Here is a 20,122-nt window from a genome sequence, read left to right on the forward strand (position 1 = left end):
AAGGGTATCTGTAATGAAGGGCCAAAGAAAACTTCTTCCATTATCTTACTCATTTGTACCTTACTACTGAATATCCCGATTATAAATATTATTTATCAAGAAAAGAATTGTGGGCTGAAATTTATGGCATACGATACAGGAAGCAGGTTAATTTATTTAGTACACAATTTTGTACACACATAAAAAAAGGGTTATGAAATTAATCACAACCCTTTGAATTTCAGCGCCTCAGATAGGGCTCGAACCTATGACCTACGGATTAACAGTCCGCCGCTCTAACCAGCTGAGCTACTGAGGCAATTTTTGGGAACCAAAGCTCTTAAACTTTAGCGACTGCAAATTTACCAAATTCATTGAAATGTCCAAACAATTTTTTAAAAATTATAATGACCAGGCATTATCTACTTCATCGATGGGTAGGTCCCCTATGTAGGTGCCGGGAACAGGATCATATGCAAGAACTTGTTCACCAATTATTTCTGAAGAAAAATACCCAGAATAGGTAAGTTCTTTTAACTCCCTGAAAAAGGGTTTGCCCGAATCCGAATGATTGGTTGCTTCATCTACCAATTGATCCATAATTTGATTTTGTTCATCACCTGTGAGATTAAAATACGAATCTCCAAATTTTTCTTCGGACAATTGATTAACATTAGCCAGTTTAGATTTAAAACCGGATTGATCATTTTCATTCCAAAAGTTACCTATTAAATCATCAATAAATTCGGGAACGCCAACTTCAGAGGCACCTGGAGTCTCTGTCTTAGGTAAAATAGTATCTGTTAGGGAACTGATTGTTTTTGCTTCATCAGGAGAAAAAAATGCAGGTTCCCAATCTAATTTTTTCTCTGCTTTACAACCGGCTACTAACCCTGCCATGGTGCCAGCAGATAAAGCCGTTCCCATAATTAAAGAAGTTCTCTTAATAGCTGTTCTTCGATCCATTTCTTTTAATTTAAAGGTTTTGTCGATTTAATTCCTTTACAGCATGGTCACAAGCCCGCGCAGTTAAAGCCATATATGTAATTGACGGATTTTGGCAACCTGATGAAGTCATACATGCTCCGTCGGTAACAAAAACATTCTTCACATTGTGGATTTGGTTCCATTGATTGAGTATACTCGTTTTAGGATCGCGTCCCATTCTGGCCGTACCCATTTCATGTATTCCAAGGCCGGGATATGACATTCGATCATTGAGTTGTACATCTTTTAGGCCAGATTTTTCAAGCATTTCTACAACTTGTACTTTCATGTCTTTTCTCATATTGAGTTCATTCTCTTTCCATTCGGCATCGAATCGGAGAAGAGGAATTCCCCATTGGTCTTTTTCGTTGGAATCCTGATAGACAATGTTGTCTTCGTAAGGTAAGCATTCTCCAAATGCTATCATACCATAGGTCCAGGGCCCTCCTGGTTTGAACAATTGCTCTTTACCGTCCTTACCGTATTTAAGTTCCCCTATACTCTGTTGCCATTCGGCTCCTCTTCCACCACCACCTTGAAGTCCGTAACCTCGCACAAAATCTTTCATTTTGGATTGGGAATCAATATTTCGGAATCGCGGCATATAAGTTCCACCCGGTCGTCTACCTTTATAGTAATAATCTTCTAATCCTTCTACCTTACCTCTGGCACTGATTAAAAAGTGATGATCCATAAGATTTCTCCCCAATACGCCATTCGTATTCCCCAGTCCTTCTGAAAAAGTCGATGATTTGGAATTCATAAGGATCTGAGTGCTGCCGAGGCATGATGCAGTTAAAAAAATAACCTTAGCGTTAAAAACGATTTCTTCCTTTGTTTCCGCATCTATTACCCGAACTCCTGAGGCTTTTCCGGTTTTGGGATCATATATTACCGAATGGACAATACTGTAAGGCCTGATGGACATGTTCCCAGATCTTTCGGCGTCCGGTAATGTAGCCGAAACCGAACTAAAATATCCTCCAAAAGGACATCCCCTGATGCATCTGTTTCTATATTGACAGGCACCCCTATCTTTGGCTTCAGATAAATTAGCTACCCGCGCATTGGTCAGAATTCTGTCATCATAAACTTCTCTAATTCTATCAATTACATATTGCTCCGCTACATTCAATTCCATAGGTTTCAAAAAGGGGCCATCAGGTAAGTGCGCCAAACCTTCTTTCTTTCCTGCTATCCCCACATAATTCTCAACATAATCATACCACGGTGCAATATCTTTATAGCGAATAGGCCAGTCAATGCCAATACCTTCCTTAAGATTTGCCTCGAAGTCAAGATCACTCCACCGGTAACATTGTCGACCCCACATTAAAGACCTTCCGCCTACGTGATAACCTCGCATCCAATCAAAACGTTTATCCTCCAGGTAGGGATGTTCTGAATCTTTGACAAACCAATGTTTGGTATATTGGCTAATGGTGTATCCCGTTCTGCTCTGTTTGGGATAGTGTTCTTCTATTTCTTCCTGCAACACCTTTCCTCGGTGCTTAGCATCCCAGGGATCCATATTGGCAGTCGGGTAGTCACCATGTTTAACCATCCTGCCTCTTTCCAGTACCAGGGTTTTAAGTCCTTTCTCTGATAATTCCTTTGCCGCCCATCCTCCACTGATACCCGACCCCACAACGATGGCGTCATAGGTATTGTTTTGATTGTTTTGCGAATTAAAATACATATCTCTAATAAATTTTAAACATTCTTGAAATGTAATATAAAAACGGCAAACTATACATTTATTGGGTATTAATATTTAGTATTTAAATCTCTTCCAAATTTTTGATCTGGACCGACGAAATTAGATTTTACCACTTTCCACAGAAAAAAAAACAGCCAGAAATATCTCCACTAGTTTTAGAGTACGGATTGGGCTTGTCCCTCCAATGTTTATGTTTTTTAGATCTTGTCCATTTTTCCTGGTAAATTGATTGTTCAGGTCTGGGTTTTATAGGTATGGATACATCATTTGATCACAGTGTGTGAAAATTTAGTTTTGTGTTAACAACTTTATGTTAAATAAAGTCGTCTTAACTAAAAAACAATACCATGAGAATAATATATATAATAATTCCTGCTATTATCTTATTACTTTCAGGATGTTCCTATGATTCCGATTATTGGAATCATCGCTGTGAGACATCACGGGGGAGTGTGCAGACTGTAGGTTTTGATATTCCCATTGTTGATGAGATTTCATTGGAGGATAATTTAAAATTGGTGTTGCGATATGGTTCTTATTTTGAAGTATTTGCTGAAGGTACTCCCAATCTCATTGATTTACTTGAATTCAGGGTAAGGGGCGATAAAGTTACTATTAGGACAAGGAATTGTATTGCCAATACCAATGACCTTGTGGTATATATAACACTACCATATATAGAAGAAATAATCAACTTCAGTAGTGGGATTATTTACTCTGAGAATGTTTTATACACGGACGATTTGGATATTGAGCTCAATGGTTCTGGGATAATTGATCTGGGGGTTGAATCTGATGATCTTGATGTCGAAATCATAGGTTCTGGAGAGTTGATACTGGAGGGGAGGGGAGATGAATTGGATCTTTTAATCGAGGGGAGTGGTCTTTTTCGGGGGTTTAATATGGCATTTAATGAAGCAGAGGTAGAGTCTTATGGTAGTGGAAATGGAATGGTTAATGTCCGGGATGAATTAAAAGTCAGATTGTTTGGCAGTGGCAGTGTTTACTTCCGGGGATTTCCTTTACTTTATACAAATATCCAGGGGAGTGGAGGAGTATTTGATGCAAATTAATTAAAAATCAAATTTTCCCGGAAATTCATATTAGAATCCTTTATCTGATTTCGATATATTTTTCGGATTCAGAGCACTAAAGAGCAGGAAGAAGATCACCTGCTTTCAAGTGGTAACTCATTAATGCCAATTTTCAATCCTGGATCGACAAGGGGGATCTAATGTTTTCCCTCCCTTTGGATGATCCCGGTAAAGCTTCAGGAATCCCTGCGAACCTATAACTATTTGTCGAGCTCAGATTACTTAATACTTTCAAAGGTAGATGACGGGCAATCTGTAAGCATTAATATTGATACGATGGTTTTGCGGGAATTCCAACGAACCTGGGAAAAATTAATCAGGCAGTTTTGGAATACCTTTGTGGGATCATATTTACCTGCCACTTTTAATTGTTATTACTTCTATTGTTTTTTATTTATGAAAAGGTTAAAACGTATAAGTAGATCCTTCTTTCCCGTCTTTTATCACTATTCCCGCAGCAGCCAATTGATCACGTATCTGGTCCGATAGCGCCCAGTTTTTATTGGCACGGGCGTCTTTGCGGAGGTTCAAAAGAATATCCATTACCTCATCCATTTTATCGTTACCTTTTTCTTCTGGTTTAAGGCCTAGTACATCTTTTACAAAGGAAGTAAAGGTAGATTTTAATCGTTCTATGGATTCGGTTGATAGCTGTTGAATTTTTATTTGGCCGTTGTCAATTTCATTTAATTTACCCGCTAACTCAAACAATACTGCTAATGTTTTGGCGGTATTAAAGTCATTACTCATCTCTATATAGCACTGATCGCATTTTTCGATGATTTGATTAGATAGTGTCAAGTCATAATTAGAATTTTCGCTTACTGCAACTAATTTTTCCGCCAGAGGCAATGCATTCATCAATTTTTTAAATCCTTTTTCTGCGGCGAGGAGAGCATCATCAGAAAGATCCAATGTGCTGGAATAATGAGCTTGTAAGAAAAAGAATCGCACAGTCATCGGGTCATAACCCTTAGAAATATGTTCACTTTCTCCCGAAAATAGTTGTTGTGGAGTTATAGTATTACCGTCGCTTTTAGACATTTTCTTACCATTCATCAAGAGCATGTTGGTATGAACCCAATAATTGGCTGGATGAGAACCACAGGCACTGTGGTTTTGGGCAATTTCATTCTCGTGATGAGGGAATTTCAGATCGGCTCCACCTCCATGGATGTCAAAAGTTTTGCCGAGATATTTGGTGCTCATGGCAGAGCATTCCAGATGCCAACCGGGGAATCCTTCTGACCAGGGAGAATTCCATCTCATAATATGTCTTTCATCTGCTTTCATCCATATGGCAAAGTCGGCGGGGTTATTTTTTTCGTCCTGGTTTTTTAGCTCCCTTGTTTCTGATAATAAATCATCAATTACTCTGCCTGATAATTTCCCATATTGATCGGTCTCTTTTGCAAATTTAACCGTATCGAAGTATACGGACCCATTCTTTTCGTAAGCATAACCATTGTCTAAAATGGCCTGAACCATTTCTATTTGCTCAGGGATATGTCCGGAAGCTTGAGGTTCAATAGAAGGGGGAAGGGTATTGAGAATATCCATCATTTTGTGAAATCCGTTAGCATACTTTTGGGCTACTTCCATTGGTTCTAACTTCTCAACTTTAGCTTTTTTTGCCATACGATCCTCACCATCATCTAGTAGGTGCCCGACATCAGTTATGTTTCGAACGTAGCGCACATTGTACCCCAGATGCATTAAGTACCGGAACATGAAATCAAAACTGACAAAGGTACGGCAATTCCCGAGATGGACATCACTATATACAGTAGGTCCACAAACATACAGTCCTAAATGGGGAGGATTAATAGCCTCGAATTTTTCCTTTTGTTTAGTAAGGCTGTTATGTAAATGTAATGGAAACTTTTCGTATTTATTCATTTTATATCTTGTTTCAATTTTGGTGCTAAATTAAAAATTTGCCTCTTTCATAAATAACTTTACCATCCGCAATAATTTGACCGTCTTTTTTCATGTCTGTTATCATATCCCAATGAACGGATGATCTGTTTTTTCCTCCACATTGCTTATAGGCCTGGCCTACAGCTAAGTGGATGCTACCACCAATTTTTTCATCAAATAATATATTACGCGTTATCCTTTGGATATTATAGTTGGTGCCAATTGCTGCTTCACCTAATCTGCGAGCACCTTCTATTTTAAAAATATCATTCAGTACTTCCTGACCTTTTTCGGCTGACCAATTGGTAATGTAACCGTCCTTGAATGTTAGGCGTACACCAATTACTTCGTTGCCCCTGTAAATTGCCGGATATGAAAAGTATACTTCTCCATTGACGGAGTCTTCAACCGGTGCTGTGAATACTTCTCCTGAAGGCATATTGGCCCTGCCGTCTGAATTAATCCAGGTCCTTCCACTGCAAGAAAAAGAAATATCGATATTCTCGCCGCGGTAAATTATATTTTTTGATTGATTTAAAAAATCTGTAACGGATTGTTGTTGGAGTCGTACTTGTAACCACGATTGAGAGGGATCTTTGTCATAGAGTTTGCAGGCAGCATAAACAAATTCCTGATAATCGTCCAAAGCCATTTCAGCTGCTTGAGCAGAAGCCTGGGTAGGAAATTGGCATAGACTTCTTTCCATTGATCCGTTGGCCGTTCTTTCAAAGTAAAGATCATTCAGGGGCTTGGTAGCATCAGCTCTAATTTTCAATTTTTCCCCATCAATGTTTTTATCTTCAAATAAATTGTATGGAGCTCTGATAAACAAGTATTTCTCAAAATTTTCGAACCGATACCATGTTGTTGGAGATATATATTCTATTTGGTGAAGTTTTGCCCGGTCAAATAATATTTTATTTTGTCCTTCGAATATAAACTCCGTCTCGAGATGTCCTCCGCGATCCAGTGTGGCTTTGTAAATCTCTTTTACGAGAGGTTCTGCAAGGAGGGTCGTTTTTATAAATAAACGGTCGTTCTTTTTTATTTCCAGGCAGTAGTCGACCAGGAGCGCTGCATATTTTTCTAGTAGCGTCATTAATTACCAGTATTTAGCTCTGTAGGGATATCTTTTTTGGTATTGTGTTTCGACTAATCCTGTTAAAAGGTGTCGAAGTTCATTGATGTTTTCTTTGGTATATGCGGATACAAAGGCTACCGGATGTTCATATTTTTTTTGTAGGCTTTCCAATAACTCACTTTCCATGATACTTTTTTCTTCATCAGTAAGTAAATCATCAAAATGCTTTTTGCGATAAAGGTCAAGTTTATTAAAAACCATCAGGGTAGGTTTTTGGCTTACTCCCAATGAAGCCAGGGTTTCGTTGACAGTGGCAATGTGTTCTTCGTATTTGTCGTGAGACAGGTCGATTACGTGTATAAGTATATCACTTTCTTTGGCTTCGTCCAATGTAGATTTGAAACTCTCTACGAGGTGATGGGGTAATTTTCGAATAAAGCCGACTGTATCTGACATGAGAAATGGCATTCGACCAAATACCACTTTTCTTACGGTGGTGTCCAGTGTAGCAAATAATTTATTCTCAGCCAGTACGTCGGACTTTGTCAATCGGTTCATAAGTGAGGATTTCCCTACATTGGTATATCCTACCAGGGCCACTCTGATATATTCCCCTCGATTCTTCCGTTGCGTTTGATTCTGAAGCTCAATTTTATCAAGTTTATCTTTTAGCTTTTTGATCTTATCTCTTACGATCCTTCTATCGGTTTCTATTTCCTTTTCTCCAGGACCTCTCATTCCGATTCCCCCTTTTTGTCGTTCGAGGTGAGTCCATAATCCGCGTAATCGGGGAAGAAGGTATTGCATCTGGGCAAGTTCTACCTGGGTCTTTGCCTGGGATGTTCGAGCATGATTTGCAAAAATATCCAGGATTAGATTAGAACGGTCAATGATCTTTCTTTTAAGCGTGCGCTCAAGGTTCTGTGTTTGGGAAGGACTGAGGTCATCGTCAAAAATCACCAGGTCAATATCATGTTCATTGACATACTCCTTTACTTCCAGGGCTTTTCCACTTCCAATAAAATATTTTTTATCTGGATGATTAAGTTTTTGGGTGAAACGTGCCTTAGTCTCAGCACCTGCTGTAGAAGCTAAAAACTCTAATTCATCAAGGTATTCATTAACTGATTCTTCGGTTTCATCATTAAGCACCAATCCAACTATAACAGCTGTTTCGTCACTTGTTAAGAAGCCTGCCTGATTACTACTTATATTCCAATCGTTACTCACTAATACTTTTTTGTCTTAAATTAACGGCTTTTAATCCAAAGTGCGGGATTTTGAGCGGTATTTTTTCTCCAAACTTCAAAGTGTAAAACCGGTAAGTCATCCTTGTTTTTCCCGACTATCCCAAGTGGTTCATTGCGTTTTACTTGTTGATTTTCGCTAACAAATACTTCACTAAGGTTACTGTAAACGGTAAAATAGCTACCATGGTTTACTAAAACGACCATATTATTGTTTGGAATATATAATGAATTTATGACTGTTCCTTCAAAGATATTATTTACGGTAGCACCTTCGTCTGTTTGTATATCGATACCGTCATTTTCCAACTCAATATTTTTCAGCACGGGATGGTTTTGTTTACCAAATCGTCTTACCACGATACCTGTGTTTGTAGGCCAGGGTAATTTACCTTTGTTTTGTTCAAAATTGACGGAAAGGGCTTCAACTGCGGGACTTGCAGGCATAGACTTGGTTTTACTTGCTATTAGGTTTGCAATTTTGTTGCTTAACGCCTTCCTTTCTTTTTCTTTCGCAGCAATCTTGGATCGCAATTTCCCTATATCTTTTTTGAGGGTTGATAAAACCACATCTTTTTCTTTCATTTCCTCAGCAAGTTCCTTTTTTTGCGATTCTTTATCATGTTTTTTAGCAATAGTACTTTGTTTTTTGGTTTCCAATTGGGTTTGTTTATCACGGAGAGAAGTTTGTAATTCTTCAATTTCGTTTTTTTGGTTTTTTCGAAAAGAGGATATTTGCCGGAAATACCTCCAACGGGCCATAGCCTGGTTAAAAGATGCGGATGAAAGCAACAATAGCATTTTATTCTGGACTAAATTTGATCTGTGAACTTGTTGAAGTAAGCTTCCGTACTCTTTTTTGATATCTGATAACTTTTTCTTTTCTTTCGTTATCTCATTGTCCAGGAACGTAATATCATTTGCCAATTTTTTTATTTCCAGATTATAAGTAGAAATTAATTTTTCCCTGTTGCGTATCTGGTTTTGAATCAATTGGAATTGATGGCTTAAGTTTTTGGATTCCTGTTGACTCTCTTTTAGCAGGGCATTTGTTTGCTTTATTTCATTAATAATTTGATCGCGTTCGGCTTCCAGGGATTGGACATCCTGTGCAAACAAATTACTTTGAAAGCAGGCTATGAATAGAATACCTGTCAGGTACTTCAAAAGGTGTGTTAAGGTCATCATCGAAGCTAAGATTTTTTATTTCTAACTCAATATTAATATTTTGTGTATTAGAAATATCTGCAATATATGAACGAAAGTAAGGAATATTTTTTAAATTTTCGTTAGTATATTTATCATATTTTGCTTCTACTACCAGGTCTTTGCTTTCTACCAACCAATTTGACTGTCGAATCTGGTTCTGAAAAAAAATATCTATGAATAACTTAGCATTCGTTTCGGATTCATAGTCAAATTCGTAGACATCTCCGTTTTTGAATAGGCTGTACTGCCCTCCCTGGACTATAAATGGATTTCCAATTAATAAATTCTTTAATGCAAAAAAGTCTAATTCGGGGCTATATTTTTGTTGGACATCTTGCCAGGATGAATGCATGTAGACCCGGTTTATTCTATCCAGCACCATTATAGAGTCAATGGTGACTTTAGTCCTGAATGCTTCAATTCCAATAAATTTTCCAACCATCCATATTTCATCATCGGACATTCTTACCGTTAAATTGGAATTGAAATTTATACCCTCCTGAGGAATGAAAAAGGTGAGTTTCCCATTCATTTCAAGATGATCAATGGTTTTAAAAAATTGTTCAAAGTTCCTTGGGGAGAATTCTTCTTTAGATTTATTTATTTTCTTTGACCCACTGCAATTAACAAATAGAAGGGACAAAATGATGAGACAAATAGATTGAGTAAATTTATTTTCCATTGATGAAGATATCAGTTCTTGATTTTGATCGGGTCGGACTTTCCGTATTTGACAGCAAGTTGCTGGAATTGATCCGCTTTTTCGCTATTTCCTTTTTTTTGATATATATCACTAATCGTTTCAAAGACAGGGAAATACTTAGTGTTATTTGATGCTTTTAATAGTAATTCCAACGCTTTTTCAGAATTATTTTTTTCGATTAATATCTTACTGTAAAGGACAATGTATTCGGGCTTAGTAGGAACTTTATTAAGAGCGGATTCCATTAACTCCATTGCCAGGTCCAAATCTCCGCTTTTCACTGCACACTGGCTTTCCATGTATGAGATATTGGGATTACTGTCTAATTGTTTTTTCGCATCGGAAAATGTGTTATGGGCTCCGCTAGTCCCAGACGAACATAGAATAAGTCCTTTCAGTGCCAATATATTCGATAGCATGATAGGATCATTCAGGGCAAGTCGTTCTGCGTATTCAATTTCGAAAATTGCTTCATCGAAATCATTTAAATGAAATAATCCCGTTGATTTCATTAAATAAAGTGACGATTTATTTGGGAAATACAACGTCCCCTGATCCGCGAATTCTACTAATTCTTTCCAGCGGTGTAATTCTTTAAGGGACCACAATAGTTGTTCCCATACCATATAATTGTCAGGATGAACATCTATGGTTTTTTTATAAAATATTACGGCTTCGGGATTTTCACCTTTTCGAGAGAGAAGATCCGCTTTAAGGGAAAGTGCTTTAGGATTGTCGGGATGTGCTTCTAACAGCCAATCACTTGCTGTATCCAAAGATTGTAAAGTAGTACTGTCCAGGTGCTCCAATCCGTTTTGGAAATAGGTAGCAATTCTGGAGAATTTGGCATCAAAATCGATAGTTTTTTTTCTAAACAAACCTTCAAGAGAACGTATTTTTTGGATTTCGGTTTGATCCTTGGAATTGAATTTACTAATCTCCAGGTTCGCCTGAGGGTCATCAGGAGCAAAATTGAGAATGTCCCGGTAAACTGTAAGGGCTTTTTCTTCCTGCCCATTTTTTTTGTAAAAATTTGCTAGTAGATTGAGAATAAATTTATCCCTTGGAAATTTCAATCTTAATTCTTCTAATTCTTCAACAGCTCTATCTTGTTTTCCCATGTTGTCCAGTGCCTGGACACGTGACAACCCGTAATCTTTATGAAATCCAAACTTTTCAATCATAGTATTGATCAGGTCCAATTGCTTCTTGAATTGATTACTATCGCGGTATAGATATTCTAATCTGTCGTAATATTCCGGATTATCCGGAAAATGCTCAATTAACTTTTTAAGAGTAGAAGAGGCATTATCGAATTGGTCATTTTTGAGGTAAGCCTCTGTAGCCCTGAGATAATACCAGGGATTATTTTTTTCATTTGCGAGGGCTAATGAAAAATAATTGGAGGCTTCTTTAAATGTTTCTCCTTCCAGATAAAGAACACCGAGAAAAAATGCTGCTACATCATCATTCGGGTCATTTTCCAGTATTTGTTTATATATGGCTTTAGCAGCTTCAATGTCTCCTGTTAATTTTTTACTTTCAGCATCTATAAACATAGATTCTTTATCTACATCTTTTTGCGGCACCATAAGTTCTTGTGCATTGCAGATAAGTGTAGTGTAAAGTATGAAAAATAAAGAAGTCAGAAATTGAAGGACTACATTCACAGCATTTTATTTATTCAACCATAGTTATCTTACAAAAGTTCGTTCTTTGTCGTTTGTTCAACGGCATTGCGCCCGTATTTATTATTACGTCTCCGGTTGATATCCACTCACTTGATTTCAAAATTTGCACTACATCTTCAATAGTACCGTCTGTGGTAGTGAATTTGTCATAGAAAAAACATTTTACACCCCAAACCAAATTGAGAGTAGATAATGTTTTCTTGTTGCCTGAAAATATAAATATCGGACAATCAGGACGGTAACTACTTACTTTAAATGCTGTATAGCCGGAAACCGTAAATCCTACGATACCTTCTGCTTTAATCTTGCTAGACATCCTCCCAGCTGTAAAGCAAACGACATCTGAATGATAGGTGTCGGAGTCTTTTTTGGGCTTGGGCCGCTTCCCTTTCATAATTAGTTGGCCTTCGGCTTCAGCCAGGATTTTGGTCATTATTTCAATTACCAGGGCCGGGAATTCTCCAACGCTTGTTTCCCCACTTAGCATAACGGCGTCAGCCCCGTCAAATACAGCGTTGGCAACATCGGTTACTTCCGCTCTTGTCGGCGAAGGATTGTGTATCATACTATCCATCATTTGTGTGGCGACAATTACAGGTTTAGAATTTTCGATACATTTGTTGATGATAGATTTCTGAATGCCGGGCAATTGTTCAAGTGGAACTTCAATACCGAGATCCCCTCGAGCCACCATTATTCCATCAGAGACCTCAATTATTTCATCAATTGATCCTACAGCTTCAGGTTTTTCAACTTTGGAAATAACCAGGGCGGAATAATTATTTTCTTTCATTCGTTCTTTGAGGTCAAGTACGTCCTGGGCTTTCCTTACAAAGGAAAGGGCAATCCAATTTACATCCTGGGTCATTATAAATTCAAGATCTTTTAGATCTTTCTCAGTCAAAGCAGGTAACGATGTTTTGGTGTCTGGTAGGTTGACGCCTTTTCTACTGCTCAATTCTTTGCCGTGGACTACTTCTAATTTCACCGTGTCTTTTTTGTTGGTATCTATTACCTTGAAAATGACCTTTCCATCATCACAGAGAATTCTTTCACCGGCATTTACATCCATTGGGAAATTATCATAATTGATAAAAATACTTTTTTCGTCCCCGATTTTTTCCTCAGTTGTAAATTCTATTATTTGTCCGGGGTTAAGTGGAATAGCATTGTCTTTTATTTTTCCAACCCTGATTTTAGGTCCCTGTAAATCCGCCAGGATACTTACATAAGTGCCCATTTCTTCATTTAATTGATGGATAGTATTGATGACGCGTTGGTGTGTTTCGTGGTCACCATGCGAAAAATTTAAGCGAAAAACATCTACACCTGTCTCTATTAGGAGCTTCAATTGATCATAGGAGTCAATGGAAGGTCCGACAGTAGCAACGATTTTAGTTTTTTGAAAAGATGGATTCATGTTTGAAAAGTTAAGATGTTTTATTAATTAGTAAGTCGAAATTCGACTTTGTAAGCTGGCAAAATTAAAATATTTTTAGAATGTAAAGTATTTTGCTATAATAAGTAAATATAAAATATTAAACGCAAAACCCTAAAGACTGGGGGTGACAACTGAAAAAGACGAAGCTAAACGAAAAAAAAAGTACCTTTACAAAGCAATAAATTGTAAATTGAGTGAAAAAAAGTTGTAGATCAGGGGATTTATATCTTATTTTGCGCAAAAATTGTTTCATAAAATTAGAAAATCATGTCGAGCGCAGCTGAAAAAGTTAAAAAAATTATTGTAGATAAGTTAGGCGTTGATGAATCTGAAGTAACTACGGAAGCTAGTTTTACTAACGACCTTGGTGCCGATTCTTTGGATACAGTGGAGCTTATAATGGAATTTGAAAAAGAGTTTGATATATCAATACCTGACGAAGAGGCTGAAAACATTCAAACTGTAGGTCAAGCTATTGAATATGTTCAAAATGAAGTAGATAATTAATAATTTGACAGAATATTTCAGGCCCTCTTATTTTAAGTTGAAAATAAGAGGGCTATTTTTTTATATTGGGGGTGTGAAACGCCTGAATTGATAAAGTTCAATAAATTCATTGGATTTCCATTAAAAACAATGTAGCTTTAGGGGGATGCCATTAATTAATTTGATTTGTTGACGATATTTATTAATTATATATGTTTACTTCTATAGTCAGTAGCTATAGCATTTAAAATTTTCTAATGAATGATATTGTGGTCAGTACAATGGGAACCGCAATAGATAATGCCAAAAAATAGAAAATGAGAAGAGTCGTAATTACAGGAATAGGCGCTATTACTCCAATAGGGAATACGATCAAAGAGTATTCCCAGGCTTTAAAGGAGGGGAGAAGTGGCGCAGATTATATAAAGCACTTCGATGCATCTAAGTTCAAAACCACATTCGCATGTGAAGTAAAAGGGTTTGATGGTGCAGAAGTTTTCGGACGTAAAGAAGTTCGGAAGATGGATTTATTCAGTCAGTATGGACTTGTTTCTGCTGAAGAAGCCGTAATAGATAGCGGATTAAATTTTGATGAACAAAACCCAGATCGGATTGGTGTAATTTGGGGGTCGGGAATTGGAGGATTGAGGTCATTGGAAGAGCAAATAGAGCTAAATTCAGACTACGAGAATACACCTAGATATAATCCATTTATGATACCTAAAATGATAGCTGATATTGTTCCAGGGCAAATTGCTATTAAATATGGATTGATGGGGATTAATTATGGTACGGTATCTGCATGTGCATCATCTAGCCATGCTATTATAAATGCTATGGATAACATTCGGCTGGGGCGCGCGGATATCATAATATCAGGAGGTTCCGAGGCCGCTGTTACCCGTGCTGGTATAGGTGGTTTTTCCGGAATGAAAGCGTTGTCTGGACGAAATGACGACCCGTCCACAGCATCAAGGCCTTTTGATAAGGACCGGGACGGATTTGTACTGGGTGAAGGAGCTGGAGCGCTTATCCTGGAAGAATATGAACATGCCAAGAAAAGAGGGGCCAAAATATATGCAGAAATATTAGGCGGTGGAATGACAGATGATGCGCACCATATTACAGCTCCCCATCCAGATGGACTGGGTGCGGCCAATGTTATGAAAAATGCGCTTTTGGAGTCCAGTGTATCGACTTCAGATATTGATTATATTAATGTCCATGGAACTTCAACCCCTTTAGGAGATATTGCAGAGATAAAAGCAATATTGAAAATTTTTGGGGATGATGCTTATAAATTAAGTATCTCTTCAACCAAATCAATGACCGGTCATTTGTTGGGGGCATCCGGAGCTATAGAATCTATTGCCTGTATTATAGGAATGGAAGAAGGGTTTGTGCCACCTACAATTAATCATTTTACGGATGATCCGGAAATCGATCAAAAATTAAAATTAACGTATAATACCCCGGAAGAAAAGCAAATAGATATGATTCTATGCAATACGTTTGGTTTCGGGGGGCACAATACCTCTTTTGTATTAAGGAAACTATAAATGTAAAATAAGGGTAAATTGATCCAAAAGATTTATAATTATTTTTGGTCGAAGGATAAATACTTTATCCGGAATATACGCGAATTGTTGGGGTTCGTGCCTACGAACCTATTTTTATTCAAACAAGCATTTATACACAAAGGGAGTAATCACAATAGTAATAATCGACAGATTTCAAATGAAAGACTGGAATTCCTTGGTGATGCCCTGCTATCTACTATTATTGCCGAATATCTGTATAAGAAATACCTCCATGAAGACGAAGGCTTTTTAACTAAAATGAGGGCGAAGATAGTACAAAGGAAAACCCTGAATAGAGTAGCTGAAGATCTGGGATTAGATATTTTTCTTAAACAGTATAATCAACTGCAACTTAGTGATTCCATGATGGGGAATGCTCTTGAAGCTCTCATTGGAGCGATTTATATAGAGAAAGGATACAACTTTACCCGAAACTTTGTGGTCGTGCGGATCTTACAGGAACATCTTGACGTCCATTCCCTTGAAAAGAAAGATGAAAATTTCAAAAGTCGTTTACTTGAGTGGTGTCAGAAAAACGGTAAAGTTCTGGAATATGAATTAATGGAAAAATACAGACAACAGAAGAGGGACCGATTTAAAGTAGCGGTTATTGTAGACGAAGAAGTCATTGCAAATGGCTCTGAATTTAACAAGAAAGGAGCAGAACAAATCGCCTCTAAAAAGGCGATGGTCAAATTGGGGTTACTTAAGAAGATGTGATTTCCTATGAATTTATGGGATCTTGTAAGTTCAGGCCGATTAAAGGAAATGAAGGTGGGAGCCCGCGTCCTTCAAAATTGGCTGGAAGCTACTTTCTATTTGCCGGTTTTAGAGAATAGAGATGCTTTTTTCAGACAGAAAGAAAAGATTGCCGCCTCCCTGGTGGATACCAAAATGGGAAAACTGGCTAAAAGAGTTCGTTTGCTCCCGGCAGATGAAGCTATTATGCATAACAATTATGTGATTACCCAACACTGGAGCTACCTAAATTTTATTGCATCTTTTTGGGAAAGATTTGACCAGTTGTCAGAAAACCTTAAAATTAATCTGGTGTATCAATCAGGTGCAAATTTCACCCGGAAGAAACTTGAGGATTGTCCAAAATACAACAACCATTTTGTTCCCGTTTTTCAAGAGTTTAGCAGTATTGAAAAACTTTTGCAGAGGGAGGTTTGGATTATAGATCTGGAATCCGGTGATTGGTATCTTCTATTAGATTATTCCTTTAATCATAAGCCCTTTGAGAAAAATTATATTATAGGTTCCGTTTATGAAGGTACCATCATACCATTCCCGTTTGAAGGGAGCCAACGATGCATTGATATAGATCTGAGAAGAATAAGCAAGGAGTTATCTTTACAAGGAGGACATACTAGCCTTAGGGATGTCAACGACAAAATATTTTCCCTAATCGCTGAAAATCCATTTCTGGAAAGATTTCCAATTATGCTGGAAATGAGAAGTGAATACCGTGATGGCAAATGGTATCTATATGATACAGATGGTCAATGCATACCAATCATGACTGCCGAGAGCCACATGAAATTCATAACAGTTGGCTCCGCTTGTTTCTTTAGTCCAAAAGTAGTATGTGGAATTTGGTCTCCTGCTGGTTTTAATCCCTTTTGTATTATAAAAGGGAACCGAATTATTTCAGCAGGTTTTGAACAGTAAAAAGAGCACTAAATTGTAAGCTCATATTTCCTGAAGAGAAAGAATCTTTTCCATTTCTTTTTGCAAGCCTTTATAGGTCTCATCCGATACAGGAACCAGTGGAAGTCGCACGGACATTTCCTGAATAATTCCCCGGATTTTAAGGGCCGCTTTTATCCCGCAAGGATTACCATCCCGATACAGCCAGTAATGGAGATCGTGAAGGTTAATATTAATTTTAGCAGCTTTTCCAAAATCGCTGGACAAACCAGCCCGAATCATGTTTGACCATTCCTCAGGAAAAGCGTTTGAAATAACGGAAATAACGCCATCTCCGCCATAGGCAATTGTACCTAATGCCGAAGGGTCATCCCCGGAAATTACTAAAAAATTATCTGGCTTGTGCTTTATAATGGAATTGACTTGTTCCACATTACCTGAAGCCTCTTTGATCCCTATGATATTTTGGAGATTATTCGCCAGGCGAAGGGTAGTTTCTACCTCAATGTTCGAAGAAGTCCTTCCGGGTACGTTATAAATGATAATTGGAAGGGAACTATTTTCCGAAAATACTTTATAGTGTTGATAAATTCCTTCCTGGGTTGGTTTATTATAGTAGGGACTGGCCGCCAGCAATGCTGATACTCCGTCGAGGGTATAACCATTGAGACGTTCCAGAATTATTTCAGTATTATTACTTCCAAAGACCCCAAAAACCACGGGAATTCTTCCATCAACCTGTTCCAGAGTGAAATCTAAAATAGATTGACACTCTTCCCGGTTCAATGTGACTGCTTCTCCTGTAGTACCCAATGATACCAGATATTCAACTCCTCCTTTGATATTGAATTCTATCAATTTTTTTAAGGAATTAAAATCAATTTTTCCATTGGTATCGAAAGGTGTAGCTAATGCGGTTCCGGTTCCTCTGAATAGGCTCGTATCAATCATAAAAGCAATCTGAAATTAATTAAAGATGCAAAAATAGGAATACCATTTTCAAGTACCTAAAATTCGAATCAATCTTTTTCTTTCTTTTTTCCCTTTTTAGACGACGCTGGTACCAATTCGTACTCTCCCATCGAACTATACTTGTCGATTCTTTGCCGGATAAGGTCTGTGATAGTTATATCCTTTATTTTGTTGTATTCAGAAAGGACGTGTTCTTTGAATAGGTCTGCAGTTTCTTCGGGGAAAGTATGGGCTCCACCCAGTGGTTCTTTGAGAATGCCGTCAATGAGTTTGAAAGAATACATGTGGTCAGGGGTAAGTTTCAATGCCTCTGCAGCCTGTTCTTTATAGTCCCAGCTTCGCCATAATATCTGGGAACAGGATTCCGGTGAGATAACTGAGTACCAGGTGTTTTCAAACATAAATACGCGGTCGCCCACACCGATTCCGATGGCACCGCCGCTAGCGCCTTCTCCAATGATATAGCACATAATTGGCGTTTTGAGCTTTGCCATTTCATACATATTGTGAGCAATGGCTTCTGCTTGCCCCCTTTCTTCCGCTTCAATACCCGGATTGGCGCCCATGGTGTCAATCATGCACAAAATAGGAAATCCGAATTTTTCAGCCATTTTCATCAATCGGAGAGATTTGCGGTATCCTTCTGGATTGGCCATGCCAAAATTACGGTATTGCCGCATTTTCGTATTAGCTCCTTTCTCGTGCCCAATTATTACAAATGTTTGGCCGTTAATTTTTCCCAGACCTCCTACAATAGCTTTATCATCCTTGTAATATCGGTCACCATGCAGTTCTATAAAATCTTCACAAATATGATTAATATAAAAAAGGGTGTGGGGTCTATTTGGATGTCTTGATAATTGAACCCTTTGCCATCCACTGAGGTTTTGATATATTTCTTTTTGTGTTTTTTTTATCTTTTTTTCGAGCTTTTTTACCATTGGCTCTACATTGATATCGCCTTCTTTTCCTACTTCAACAATCTTGTCTAATTGCTCATAAAGACTTTCCAGGGGCTTTTCAAATTCTAAAAAAACCATATGTTGTCGGCTTTAGTGTGATGCGAAGTTACTAAACGATTTATGAGTAATCTTTAATTCACTAAATTTTTTTCAAAAATTTGAAGATTATTTTTGCCAATATAAATTAGTATTATACATTTGCATTCGCTTGGATATAGAGAGACTTTAATTGGTGCTTTTTATCTGAGATAATCCAAAAGAGGTTTAAATATTATAGAATGTTATTGGTCCGGTAGTTCAGTTGGTTAGAATGCCTGCCTGTCACGCAGGAGGTCGCGGGTTCGAGTCCCGTCCGGACCGCCAATATATATCACAATCCCTTGTAGTTCAATGAATTGCAAGGGTTTTTTGTTTTTAGGGGTGGGTGTAGAGGGGTTGACAACGTTTCAACTACTTCAATTATTGGTGTTCATTCTAAATCCATAAACAAGCATTTCGAAATATTGAAAAATGGAAAATGATCGGGTATGATCGTATATCTGGTTGGTTTTTTAACTGAAGCTGGAATTTCCTCAGAATTTTACTCGAAGTTCAATCAGTCGTTGGCTATAAAATTCGATTAGATCGGATTAAAAAATCAAGGCATTTGCAATTCAGCTAACCTATGATCATTTGATTGCAGTGAAGCTGAGTAGCCGTTAGCGGACGAAACGAGAGAGACTTAAAAAGGGAACCTCAAATCAAATCAAATTCGGTACTAACGAAAACTACCTTTTTGGAAATGGTCTCTATTTTCAGGTATTTGGAAGGTCAAAATTAGCAGCATTTTGTTGTCGTTCTTCTGCTTCTAAAACAGCATGGGTGGAGATGAAGCATTTATCCAAAAAAGTTCAGGTATAAATATAAGCACAAAGGGTTAGCGGGTTAGTAGAGGCTTGTCTAGGAACTGGATTAGTCAATAATATGGGACATTATTATTTGTAAGAAGCAACATTAATTAGGAATAAGATGATTAAGAAAAGACTGCCTGTTTTACATAGGATTAATATGAAAGAATTATAAAAATGATTTGCAAATGGAAAGACTAGGGAAGCCAATAGGTGTTATTTTATATCCTCGTAATATGAACGGACTTGTGACTCTTCAATCACTAGTTACGATTTAATTAGGGGAGGGATAAGAAAAAAATATCCTTTACAGAGAGGAAGTCTTACAGTCTGTAAAAGATTATCACATTCTGAAATTTTTTATGTAAACATCGTTTTCAGCCAATATTACATATCAGAACCGAATAAGGTTCAAGCAGGTTTTAATCGTTATACACACATTTTTACTATTTTGAAATAAATCCCATGTAATTCCTTGTTCCTGGTTTTATTTTGATTTATCTTCAGATC

General features: G+C 37.5%; 16 protein-coding genes and 2 tRNA genes. 6 read left to right on the top strand and 12 right to left on the bottom strand.

Going from position 1 to position 20,122, the window contains the following annotated elements:
- Positions 1–224: 224 nt before the first annotated feature.
- The 3 genes from LVD47_RS13980 to LVD47_RS13990 form a co-directional block, all read right to left on the bottom strand.
- Positions 225–298 (bottom strand) — tRNA-Asn (locus LVD47_RS13980).
- Positions 299–381: 83 nt separating this feature from the next.
- Positions 382–945, bottom strand: coding sequence for a gluconate 2-dehydrogenase subunit 3 family protein (locus tag LVD47_RS13985; protein WP_236977562.1), 564 nt, complete (start codon positions 943–945; stop codon positions 382–384).
- Between the two features lie 10 nt (positions 946–955).
- Positions 956–2,665, bottom strand: coding sequence for a GMC oxidoreductase (locus tag LVD47_RS13990; RefSeq protein ID WP_236977564.1), 1,710 nt, complete (start codon positions 2,663–2,665; stop codon positions 956–958).
- 368 nt (positions 2,666–3,033) lie between these two features.
- Between LVD47_RS13990 and LVD47_RS13995 the strand changes: the two genes are divergently transcribed.
- Entirely contained in the window at positions 3,034–3,759 is a 726-nt protein-coding gene (locus LVD47_RS13995; protein WP_236977566.1) for a head GIN domain-containing protein, read from the top strand.
- Between the two features lie 426 nt (positions 3,760–4,185).
- Here the strand turns inward: LVD47_RS13995 and cysS are convergent, their stop codons facing one another.
- The 7 genes from cysS to pyk are packed head-to-tail and all read right to left on the bottom strand — an operon-like array spanning position 4,186 to position 13,051.
- A complete protein-coding gene (cysS, locus tag LVD47_RS14000) occupies positions 4,186–5,679 on the bottom strand; it encodes a cysteine--tRNA ligase (protein WP_236977568.1) in 1,494 nt (497 codons plus the stop codon).
- A 25-nt stretch (positions 5,680–5,704) separates the two neighbouring features.
- On the bottom strand, positions 5,705–6,799 hold the full coding sequence (locus tag LVD47_RS14005; RefSeq protein ID WP_236977570.1) for an aminopeptidase: 1,095 nt from the start codon (positions 6,797–6,799) through the stop codon (positions 5,705–5,707).
- A gap of 3 nt (positions 6,800–6,802) precedes the next feature.
- Positions 6,803–8,011 carry a GTPase HflX gene (gene hflX / locus LVD47_RS14010; RefSeq protein WP_236977583.1) on the bottom strand — a complete coding sequence of 403 codons (1,209 nt, stop codon included), beginning with the start codon at positions 8,009–8,011 and terminating at the stop codon, positions 6,803–6,805.
- A 20-nt stretch (positions 8,012–8,031) separates the two neighbouring features.
- Positions 8,032–9,216, bottom strand: coding sequence for a murein hydrolase activator EnvC family protein (locus LVD47_RS14015; RefSeq protein ID WP_236977585.1), 1,185 nt, complete (start codon positions 9,214–9,216; stop codon positions 8,032–8,034).
- The gene (gene lolB1, locus LVD47_RS14020; RefSeq protein WP_236977587.1) at positions 9,149–9,919 is read right to left on the bottom strand and encodes a lipoprotein insertase outer membrane protein LolB1; all 771 of its coding nucleotides are present in this window, start codon (positions 9,917–9,919) and stop codon (positions 9,149–9,151) included. Before lolB1 ends, LVD47_RS14015 begins: the two co-directional genes overlap by 68 nt.
- A gap of 11 nt (positions 9,920–9,930) precedes the next feature.
- On the bottom strand, positions 9,931–11,610 hold the full coding sequence (locus LVD47_RS14025; protein ID WP_236977589.1) for a tetratricopeptide repeat protein: 1,680 nt from the start codon (positions 11,608–11,610) through the stop codon (positions 9,931–9,933).
- A gap of 10 nt (positions 11,611–11,620) precedes the next feature.
- Entirely contained in the window at positions 11,621–13,051 is a 1,431-nt protein-coding gene (gene pyk / locus LVD47_RS14030) for a pyruvate kinase (RefSeq protein ID WP_236977602.1), read from the bottom strand.
- A gap of 288 nt (positions 13,052–13,339) precedes the next feature.
- On the opposite strand from pyk, the gene LVD47_RS14035 reads away from it, so the two are divergent.
- From LVD47_RS14035 to LVD47_RS14050, 4 genes are all read left to right on the top strand, one after another.
- Complete coding sequence (locus tag LVD47_RS14035) at positions 13,340–13,579, top strand: acyl carrier protein (protein WP_236977605.1); 240 nt, start codon at positions 13,340–13,342, stop codon at positions 13,577–13,579.
- Between the two features lie 296 nt (positions 13,580–13,875).
- Positions 13,876–15,117, top strand: coding sequence for a beta-ketoacyl-ACP synthase II (gene fabF / locus LVD47_RS14040; RefSeq protein ID WP_236977614.1), 1,242 nt, complete (start codon positions 13,876–13,878; stop codon positions 15,115–15,117).
- A gap of 18 nt (positions 15,118–15,135) precedes the next feature.
- Positions 15,136–15,858 (top strand): ribonuclease III, encoded by a 723-nt coding sequence (gene rnc, locus LVD47_RS14045; protein ID WP_236977622.1) that lies wholly within the window; start codon positions 15,136–15,138, stop codon positions 15,856–15,858.
- A gap of 6 nt (positions 15,859–15,864) precedes the next feature.
- Complete coding sequence (locus LVD47_RS14050; RefSeq protein WP_236977624.1) at positions 15,865–16,812, top strand: SWIM zinc finger family protein; 948 nt, start codon at positions 15,865–15,867, stop codon at positions 16,810–16,812.
- 21 nt (positions 16,813–16,833) lie between these two features.
- Here the strand turns inward: LVD47_RS14050 and dapA are convergent, their stop codons facing one another.
- The gene (dapA, locus tag LVD47_RS14055) at positions 16,834–17,742 is read right to left on the bottom strand and encodes a 4-hydroxy-tetrahydrodipicolinate synthase (protein WP_236977626.1); all 909 of its coding nucleotides are present in this window, start codon (positions 17,740–17,742) and stop codon (positions 16,834–16,836) included.
- A 68-nt stretch (positions 17,743–17,810) separates the two neighbouring features.
- Positions 17,811–18,803: an acetyl-CoA carboxylase carboxyltransferase subunit alpha gene (locus LVD47_RS14060; RefSeq protein WP_236977628.1), complete on the bottom strand. Its 993-nt coding sequence runs from the start codon at positions 18,801–18,803 to the stop codon at positions 17,811–17,813.
- A 208-nt stretch (positions 18,804–19,011) separates the two neighbouring features.
- On the opposite strand from LVD47_RS14060, the gene LVD47_RS14065 reads away from it, so the two are divergent.
- Positions 19,012–19,088, top strand: a tRNA-Asp gene (locus LVD47_RS14065).
- Positions 19,089–20,122: the final 1,034 nt, after the last annotated feature.

Source organism: Membranihabitans maritimus (genome assembly GCF_021729145.1).
Lineage (GTDB): Bacteria > Bacteroidota > Bacteroidia > Chitinophagales > Saprospiraceae > Membranihabitans > Membranihabitans maritimus.

Coding starts and splice junctions, on each gene's coding strand:
- dapA (WP_236977626.1), bottom strand. CDS start 17,742: ATGATTGATACGAGCCTATTCAGAGGAACCGGAACCGCATTAGCTACA.
- LVD47_RS14050 (WP_236977624.1), top strand. CDS start 15,865: ATGAATTTATGGGATCTTGTAAGTTCAGGCCGATTAAAGGAAATGAAG.
- LVD47_RS13990 (WP_236977564.1), bottom strand. CDS start 2,665: ATGTATTTTAATTCGCAAAACAATCAAAACAATACCTATGACGCCATC.
- cysS (WP_236977568.1), bottom strand. CDS start 5,679: ATGAATAAATACGAAAAGTTTCCATTACATTTACATAACAGCCTTACT.
- LVD47_RS14005 (WP_236977570.1), bottom strand. CDS start 6,799: ATGACGCTACTAGAAAAATATGCAGCGCTCCTGGTCGACTACTGCCTG.
- LVD47_RS14015 (WP_236977585.1), bottom strand. CDS start 9,216: ATGATGACCTTAACACACCTTTTGAAGTACCTGACAGGTATTCTATTC.
- pyk (WP_236977602.1), bottom strand. CDS start 13,051: ATGAATCCATCTTTTCAAAAAACTAAAATCGTTGCTACTGTCGGACCT.
- LVD47_RS14060 (WP_236977628.1), bottom strand. CDS start 18,803: ATGGTTTTTTTAGAATTTGAAAAGCCCCTGGAAAGTCTTTATGAGCAA.
- LVD47_RS14035 (WP_236977605.1), top strand. CDS start 13,340: ATGTCGAGCGCAGCTGAAAAAGTTAAAAAAATTATTGTAGATAAGTTA.
- fabF (WP_236977614.1), top strand. CDS start 13,876: ATGAGAAGAGTCGTAATTACAGGAATAGGCGCTATTACTCCAATAGGG.
- lolB1 (WP_236977587.1), bottom strand. CDS start 9,919: ATGGAAAATAAATTTACTCAATCTATTTGTCTCATCATTTTGTCCCTT.
- LVD47_RS13985 (WP_236977562.1), bottom strand. CDS start 945: ATGGATCGAAGAACAGCTATTAAGAGAACTTCTTTAATTATGGGAACG.
- LVD47_RS13995 (WP_236977566.1), top strand. CDS start 3,034: ATGAGAATAATATATATAATAATTCCTGCTATTATCTTATTACTTTCA.